The sequence below is a fragment of the uncultured Altibacter sp. genome, assembly GCF_963972995.1.
Lineage (GTDB): Bacteria > Bacteroidota > Bacteroidia > Flavobacteriales > Flavobacteriaceae > Altibacter.
Genome location: NZ_CAXAXI010000018.1, coordinates 49,044 through 57,714, shown reverse-complemented (window position 1 = coordinate 57,714; position 8,671 = coordinate 49,044). Strand labels below are relative to the sequence as shown.

The window sequence follows — 8,671 nt, the reverse complement described above, 5'->3', positions numbered from 1 at the left end:
GGTCGCCGCCTTCTTATAAAGACCCAATTCGAAAGAATTGGGTCTTTTTTTATGCCGTAAATTCAACAAGATGAAGGTGAATTACAAGCATATCTAATTACTTTAAAATGCTTCATTAGGGCAATTGGTTTTTTTATAATGTACTCGTTTCCTATTTACTAGACATAAATCATTTCCCTTCATCGTATTGTTTTTTCTATGCAAATCGATTTTATTTCTATCTTGTAGTTCTAAAACCAGCCAAATATGAATACTATTTCTACTAACTTCCGTATGCCTTTTTTTATAATTCTTGTCTTATTTGTTTCTTTATTAACAGCTCAAGAAAGAATTGCTGTTATTCAAGATCCATTGGTTGTGCTTTTAGATCCCAACGATGGAACTATACTAGACCCGTCTTTTATCGATCTTACACCTTTGGACCCGGGAACTCCAAAAGCGTTGCTTCAAGTTGTTGATGAGATTTGGATCACAGATCAAATACGGGATCGAATCGATCGATTTGATATTGATGGGAATTATCTTAGCACCATAGGAGGTCAAGTAACCGGAGGTGGCTTAGATAATATCCGAGGAATGGAAATCGTTAATGGGGAAGTGTGGGTAACCAATGCAGGAACTAATAATGGTGCGCCTGGAAATGCCATAGTTAGGTTTGATCTAGATGGAAATAATCTAGGTTTTTTCTCTACTACTGGAAATGATTCTACCTTCGATATTATTGACGTTGGAAACGGAGAAGTTTATATTTCCTATATAGGCTCAGAATCTAAAATTGAACGTCGTGATTATAGTGGTAATGTATTAGGAAATATACTGAATCAAGGGGTTGTGAATTTCATCCAACAAATGGAGGTCAATACAGCGAATAATTCTGTATATGCTGCTGTTTTTAGTGTCACCGGACCCAATAGCTCCGGACTTTATGAATTTTCAATTGCCGATGGATCCATTCTCAATTATTGGAATGAAGGAAATCTAAGAGGTGTAGCAATTTTGGGTAACGATAACGTACTTGTGTCTAATGCCGCAGGGGTGCGAAGCTTGGATCCTAATACAGGAACGAGTACGGCCATAAACTCGGAATCCAGCCAATATTTTGGAATGATAAGCTTAACACCCTGTACGCCTCCTGCGACTCCTACCGGGGATGCGAGCCAGACTTTTAATGAGGGTGCGACACTGGCCGATATTGTGGTTTCACCTTCAAACGTAACATGGTTCGCAACAGAAGCAGATGCGATGACAGGTGCCAATCCATTACCATTATCAACCGTTCTAGTCGATGGGACTACATATTATGCAGTGAGTATTGTCGATAATTGTTTGAGCGAACCGCTTGCAGTTACTGTCAATATTGTTTTGGGAATTTCAGATGTTGATGCCAATGCACTACGGCTGTATCCCAACCCTGCTAATAACGTTTTAACCGTTCAATACAACGGTCTTATACAGCGCGTATTGATCATGAATTTATTGGGGCAACGTATTTTAGAGCAAACAGTACATTCAGAAAGTATAACGCTTGACGTTTCCTCTTTGGAAGCTGCGGTCTATCTTCTTACCGTTGAAGCTGAAGGCAAGCAACACACCCTTCGATTTATAAAAAAAGATTAATTATGAAGAATTCTTTTCCCCAAATAAAGAAGTCAAAATAATCTTTATTCCACTAAAAAGAAGGAAGATCGTTACTGCCATGACAATAATTCCCAAAGGTAAGAATATATAAAGTGGGATGGTTTCTTTATTCAAAAAGGCGAACGTGAGTATATAGGTCGTTAAGACCAAAAGCGGGATGCACAATACTAGCCGTTTAATACCTTTCACTAAAATTTGCTTGTTAGTGTGTCTCATTGCGATACGCTTTAATGGCAGAACGAACATTCTTGTGGATATTCAACAACTGTTGTGCCTCTTTTTCTGAAATATTGAGCTCATGCATGATCATTTTAGTACCGCGATCCACGAGTTTATTATTGCTCAATTGCATATCCACCATCTTATTTCCCTTAACGCGACCCAACTGAATCATCGCTGCAGTGGAAATCATATTTAATACTAATTTTTGTGCAGTTCCGGCTTTCATGCGAGAACTTCCCGTTACTACTTCGGGACCCACTACTACTACTACGGGATGTTTCGCTGTTAATGCCAACGGACTTCCCGCATTGCAGGTGATACATCCTGTAACAATATTATCTTCATTACACTTTTTAAGTGCGCCAATGACGTAGGGTGTTGTTCCTGAAGCCGCAATTCCAATCACGACATCTTTTTTTGAAACAGCATACTTTTTTAGATCCTCCCAGCCTTGTTTGTGGGAGTCTTCGGCGAATTCCACGGCTTTCCTAATGGCAGCATCCCCACCGGCTATCAAACCAATAACAAGATCATGAGGGACACCAAAGGTTGGGGGGCATTCACTGGCATCCACAATGCCCAGTCGACCGCTGGTGCCGGCACCAATATAGAACAAACGTCCGCCGGATTTTAATGCATTAGAGACCACTTCGGTGAGGGTCACAATCTGAGGAAGCGCGCGCTCAACTGCCAATGGGACTGTTTTGTCCTCGGTATTGATATGAATGAGCAGATCGCCGACGCTCATTTTTTCTAGGTGGTCGTAATGTGAATCTGCCTCGGTAGTTTTGGTAAAACTCATATACAAATTTACGATTCTTTACCTAAAATGAAGTCAATTATTGAACAGTATATGCGAGCACAGATACTTCAGAAATCCTAAAATAGCCAAGCGGGAAGTTATTGGGTGTGGTAGTATTTACAATATTACCTCTTACTGTAGCGGGTTGTGTCTCGAACGGTCCGTCACTTTGATCTGTACTTTGCTGCAACAATACAAACATGAAGTTGTAAAAGTTCTTATCTACGCCATGGAGATAAAAAGTTACTTGATCGTTGGCTTTTAGATCCTCCACAGAATAAAACCCGAAGATCTGATTCCCGTCAAAGAACTGATCGTTAAAGGTGTCATAGGCATTCCCTCGGGTACTCAAACCTTCAAAGAAATAATAATTCTCTTCGTTCGGTGGATCATTAAAAAATGCTTTCAACTCAATATCTTCTCCAGAAAAACCGCCATCATTTAGTTGTTCTACAAATTCTAAAGAAGGTACCAATTCCAGTTGTTCTGTAGCCGTGTAGATTTCATTGTTGTACGTAATTTCAATTCGGTACATCGAATTTTCCACTAACGGAAACCCTTCCATAGTATACACTCCTCCACTGGGCGCTTCTTCAATATTGAATTGAGTTCCGTCTTCTGCTATAATTATAACAGAAGCACCAGTTACAGGTTGCGGAATATTATTAAAAAAAGGAGTTGTTTCACTTAGTTCAACATGAACACGATTGCGATCCTGTTCTTTAAAGTGAAAAATGTTCGCTTCTATCACAAATCTAGGAGCGCTTTCGTTTAGGTCAACATCAATTACATCTTCACATGAAGAAAGCGTTACTAACAATCCAAAAAAGATAAAAAATTGCTTCATGATCTAAAATTTAAAATTATAGGTAATCGCCGGAATAATACCAAAGATCGACAGACGAACTGCTTCATTTCTGTTGATATCAGTATTTTCACGAAAAGAGATGGAAGCAGCATTCTTCCTATTATACACATTGTAAATACTAAAGACCCACTCACTTTTCCACCGTTTTTCCGAATTGGGTTTTGGTACCCAGGTAGCCGAAAGGTCCAAATGATGATACGATGGAAGCCTACTGCTGTTTCTTGCTTCATATACGGGAACCACTATGTCATTATAGGTATACTGTCCACTGGGAAAGGTTGTCGGTTGTCCTGTTTGATACACCATATTGGCACCAAAAAACCATTTCTTGGACCATTCATATTGGGCCGTCACGCTAATATCGTGCGTTTTATCCCATGGCGAATTGTACCACGCACCGTTATTGATCCCTGTTTCCACAAGTGCTCTTCCTGGGGTTCGCTGTTCGCTTTTAGAGAGCGTATAAGCAATCCAGCCTTGTAACGTACCCTCTGTTTTTCTGAAAAGCACTTCCAAGCCGTACGCCCTTGCTTCTCCATTTAAAAGAATCTGTTCAATAGCATTGTTGGCAATAAGATCTGCATCATCCACATAGTCCAATCGATTCCTAACCGTTTTGTAGAAGCTTTCTATTTCTAACGAATATCTGTCGAAAATTTTAAAATATCCAATAGCCACTTGATCGGCCAATTGTGGTTCAATATATTTACCACTGGGTGCATAGATGTCAAAGGGGGTAGGCGAAGTGGTATTGCTAATGAGATGGATGTACTGCGCCATACGGTTATAGCTCGCCTTCAGTGAGGTGTTATCATTAAGTTGGTACGCTACTGCCACTCGTGGTTCCAACTGTGCAAAGGATTTTATAGTCTCAGCACGCGAGAATGCAAGGGTATCTATGGGTGTTGCCTTTTGGTAAATTTCCAAAGTCTCATCGTATAAAATGGGATTGTCATCTTTATAAATATTCAAAGCGTCTTGCCCCAGCCTGTTGAAGGTTGAAACTCGCAATCCGGCCTGAATGGCAAGACGACCGGAAAGGATTACTTCGGCATCTGCATAGACGGCATTCTCAAAGGCATACTTATCGGTAAGTTTAAAAGGATTGATACCCGAACCCTCGGTGGTGGGTTTAATATCACCCGGGTTGAATGAATAATAGATACTGTTAAGACCGTAGCGCAGGTCTATCTTTTCTGAAAGGAAATGCGTAAAGTCATATTTCAGGTTTAGGTTCTGGATTCCACTGTCGAAATCGAATTCAACAAACTTCAGCTCAAGACCATAAAAATAATCGGAATAGATTAAGGATAGATTGCTGAAGAGCTTATCAGAGTACAAATGATTCCAGCGCAGATTGAAGGTCGTATTTCCGAAGCTATTGGCAAAACTGTCTGCAATACTAAAAACATCTCTTCCGAAGTAACCCGACAAGTACAACCGATTGTTCTTATTAAGATTGTAGCTTATTTTAGTATTGAGATCATAAAAATATGCCACATTATTATTGTCAAACAATGGTAAGAATAAGTGGGCATAACTGCTTCTGCCACCCACCAAAAATGAAGCGGTATCTCTTTTAATTGGGCCCTCCAGCAGCAACCTGCTAGCCACCAATCCTATGCCTCCTTTGGCACGGAATTCCCGCTTGCTGCCATCTTTTTGATAGATATCCAGTACCGAAGATACACGTCCGCCATACCGCGCCGGGATACCTCCTTTGTAAAGTGTAAGATCCTTGATAGCATCCGGATTGAACACCGAAAAGAATCCGAACAGGTGTGAAGAGTTATAGAGAGTCGCCTCGTCCAACAGAATCAAATTTTGATCGGCAGCACCGCCCCGAACGTTGAAGCCGCTGGCGCCTTCCCCTGCATTGGTAACCCCGGGAAGCAAGGTAATGGACTTGATGACGTCTGTTTCCCCTAAGACCACAGGCAATTGCTTGATGGTCTCCATAGACAATGAATTTACACTCATTTGCGGCTTTTTGATATTGAGTTTTTCAACATCAGCTTTGAGAACGACTTCGTTGAGTTCCTCTGTATCTATTTCTAAAATAATATCTTGTTGGATATTTTGTTGCAGCGATATTGCCATGGTTTTCGTTGCAAAGCCCAGATTGCTGTAATACACTTCATAGTCTCCTTGAGGCAGTGTAATGGAGTAGAAGCCATATTGATTTGTAACCGTTCCCGTTTGAAGATCGGGGATTATAACATTAACACCAATAAGTGTTTCACCTGTGTCCGCTTCGGAAACAGTACCACTTAAGGTATATCGTTCCTGTGCCATCAGTACCGAAGTTCCGAAGCACGCTAACCATACAAGAATATTTTTCAATGCAATTTTTTTTAAAAATAACGATAAAAAAAAGCCTTCGTAAGTTCCGAAGGCTTTTTAACAAAGATTTATTGAATGCCGGATAATATCCTATTAAACGTTTTACTGGGACGCATTTCTTGGATTACTTTACTTTCATCCGGCCAGTAATACCCACCTATGGACACGGAATGGCCTTGTGCAGCGGTCAGTTCGTTTAAAATGGTCTTTTCGTTAGCCTCCAGTGCTTTCGCAATAGGAGCAAACCGCTCTTTTAGTGTAGCATCCTTATTTTGAGCAGCCAATGCTTGCGCCCAATACAATGCTAAATAATAATGACTGCCTCTGTTATCAAGTTCATTGACCTTTCTGGATGGTCCCTTTTTGTTTTCAAGGAGTTTTTCGGTTGCATCATCCAGCGTTTCAGATAATAAAAGGGCGCGTTCATTGCCGAAAGTATTGCCAAGATGTTCCAAAGAAACTGCTATGGCCAAGAATTCGCCTAACGAATCCCATCTTAAATGACCTTCTTCTGTAAATTGTTCTACATGTTTTGGGGCAGAACCTCCGGCTCCGGTCTCAAAGAGCCCTCCGCCGTTCATCAAAGGAACGATAGAAAGCATTTTGGCGCTCGTGCCCAATTCTAGGATAGGAAAGAGATCAGTAAGATAATCCCGTAACACATTACCTGTCACCGAAATGGTATCCTTCCCGGATTTTACACGCTCTAGGGTATATTTTGTAGCGTCCTTAGGTGATAATATTTTAATTTCCAATCCTTGTATGTCGTGAAGTGGAAGGTACTCTTTGACTTTTTTGATCAATTGTGCATCATGTGCACGGGATTGATCCAGCCAGAATACAGCAGGACTCCCGGTGGCTCTGGCTCTACTTACCGCCAATTTTACCCAGTCGCGTATTGGCAAGTCTTTTACTTGGCACATTCGCCAAATATCTCCTTTGGCAACAGCATGCTCTATTAGAGTGTTGCCATCTTGATCAACCACTGCTACCGTTCCATCAGCAGGTATCTCAAATGTTTTATCGTGCGATCCGTATTCTTCGGCTTTTTGTGCCATAAGTCCAACATTGGGTACAGTTCCCATGGTTGTTGGATCAAATGCTCCGTGTTCTTTACAAAAGTCGATGGTCTCTTGATAAACATCGGCATAACTACTATCTGGGATCACGGCTTTGGTATCACGGGTTGCACCATCTTTATCCCACATTTGACCTGAGTTTCGGATCATCGCCGGCATGGAAGCGTCAATGATCACGTCGCTGGGCACGTGTAAATTGGTGATCCCTTTGTCACTATTGACCATAGCAAGGTCAGGTTGTTCTTTTAAAATACGAGTAATGTCCTTTTCAATAGCTTTTCTTTTTTCCGAAGGTAGTTCTGATAGCTTACTTGTAAGATCTCCAAAACCATTTCTTACATCTACGCCTAGGGCATCAAAGGTATCTTTATGTGTTTGGAACAATTCTGAAAAATAGACGTGAACTGCATGTCCAAAGATGATCGGGTCACTTACCTTCATCATGGTCGCTTTCATATGCAATGAGAACAACACTCCTTTGTCTTTCGCATCTTTTACCTGATGTTCTAGAAAGGACAGTAACTCTTTTTTGCTCATTACCGAAGCATCCACGATCTCCCCGGCTAATACAGGAACCGATTCTTTAAGTACCGTCTTGGCTCCCGATGATTCGTTGAGTACGATCTTTAGAGCTCCCGCCCCGGCAATGGTAACCGATTTTTCATTATGTCTAAAATCCCCTTGGGTCATCGTAGCAACATGCGTTTTTGAGTTGCTCTTCCACGCGCCCATGCTATGCGGATTCTTTTTGGCATAGTTCTTAACAGCCTTGGGTGCCCGTCTATCGCTATTTCCTTCTCGAAGCACGGGATTCACAGCGCTCCCTTTAATCTTGTCGTAGGTAGCTTTTATTTTTTTCTCTTCATCGGTTTTAGGATCTTCCGGATAGTCGGGTAGAGCATAGCCTTGTGATTGCAATTCTGTAATTGCTTCGGTGAGCTGTGGAATAGAAGCGCTAATATTGGGAAGCTTTATAATATTGGCATCGGGTTGTTTGGCGAGTTCTCCTAGTTCTGTCAAGGCATCATTCACACGTTGTTCCTCTTTAAGGTACTCCGGAAAGTTAGCGAGTATACGCCCTGCAAGGGAGATATCACGTGTTTCAATTTCGATCTGCGAAGGAGCTGTAAAAGCTTCCAAGATAGGAAGCAGTGAGTGAGTGGCCAGGTAGGGTGCTTCGTCGGTCTTTGTATAGATTATTTTCGCTTTATTCGACATTGAATGGATTGTTTTTTCAGTATTAAAAAATAAACTTTTGGTAGTAAAGAATGGCAAATATAACGATTTGAACAGGCTTTTAAAAGGGGGGTGCTACTATATTTTGTTAATGCCACGAACTTCCTAAAACAAGAAAAGCCATAACATTGTATTGCTACAGTGCTATGGCTTCTTGTGAAACACATCGTTACCAACCATTCGCCCAAGGCGAATCAAAGCAAGTTTATTATACCCTTGCAGTTGTGATGGGTTTCAAGAGAATTGTTTTTCTCGAACCAGTAACTAAAAGTTACGCTTGGTCTCAAAAAACAGTCTCGAACTTTTCTTTAATCTCAATCCTAACCATCGCAAGGATCGTTAGCATCTCAAACAACTAAAAAAAAGTATATAAAGAACGTTACTTTATGTATACAATCTGGCTGTAACACCATTTTGATATTGCTAATATAGAACAGAAATTCAATAAAACAACTTTTATAAGGGTTTAAATATTAACCAATT

At 40.9% G+C, this 8,671-nt stretch carries 5 protein-coding genes; 1 reads left to right on the top strand and 4 read right to left on the bottom strand.

From position 1 onward, the window contains the following. The first annotated feature begins 246 nt into the window (after nt 1-246). Nucleotides 247-1,617 (top strand): T9SS type A sorting domain-containing protein, encoded by a 1,371-nt coding sequence (locus AACZ11_RS08975; RefSeq protein WP_290625843.1) that lies wholly within the window; start codon nt 247-249, stop codon nt 1,615-1,617. A gap of 223 nt (nt 1,618-1,840) precedes the next feature. On the opposite strand, the gene murQ is transcribed toward AACZ11_RS08975, so the two are convergent. The 4 genes from murQ to AACZ11_RS08955 form a co-directional block, all read right to left on the bottom strand. Beyond that, nucleotides 1,841-2,662, bottom strand: a complete 822-nt coding sequence (gene murQ / locus AACZ11_RS08970; protein WP_290625844.1) for an N-acetylmuramic acid 6-phosphate etherase — start codon at nt 2,660-2,662, stop codon at nt 1,841-1,843. 37 nt (nt 2,663-2,699) lie between these two features. After that, on the bottom strand, nt 2,700-3,509 hold the full coding sequence (locus AACZ11_RS08965) for a DUF4249 domain-containing protein (RefSeq protein WP_290625845.1): 810 nt from the start codon (nt 3,507-3,509) through the stop codon (nt 2,700-2,702). Between the two features lie 3 nt (nt 3,510-3,512). After that, a complete protein-coding gene (locus AACZ11_RS08960; RefSeq protein ID WP_290625847.1) occupies nt 3,513-5,825 on the bottom strand; it encodes a TonB-dependent receptor in 2,313 nt (770 codons plus the stop codon). A gap of 116 nt (nt 5,826-5,941) precedes the next feature. After that, nucleotides 5,942-8,170, bottom strand: coding sequence for an NADP-dependent isocitrate dehydrogenase (locus AACZ11_RS08955; RefSeq protein ID WP_290625846.1), 2,229 nt, complete (start codon nt 8,168-8,170; stop codon nt 5,942-5,944). Nucleotides 8,171-8,671: the final 501 nt, after the last annotated feature.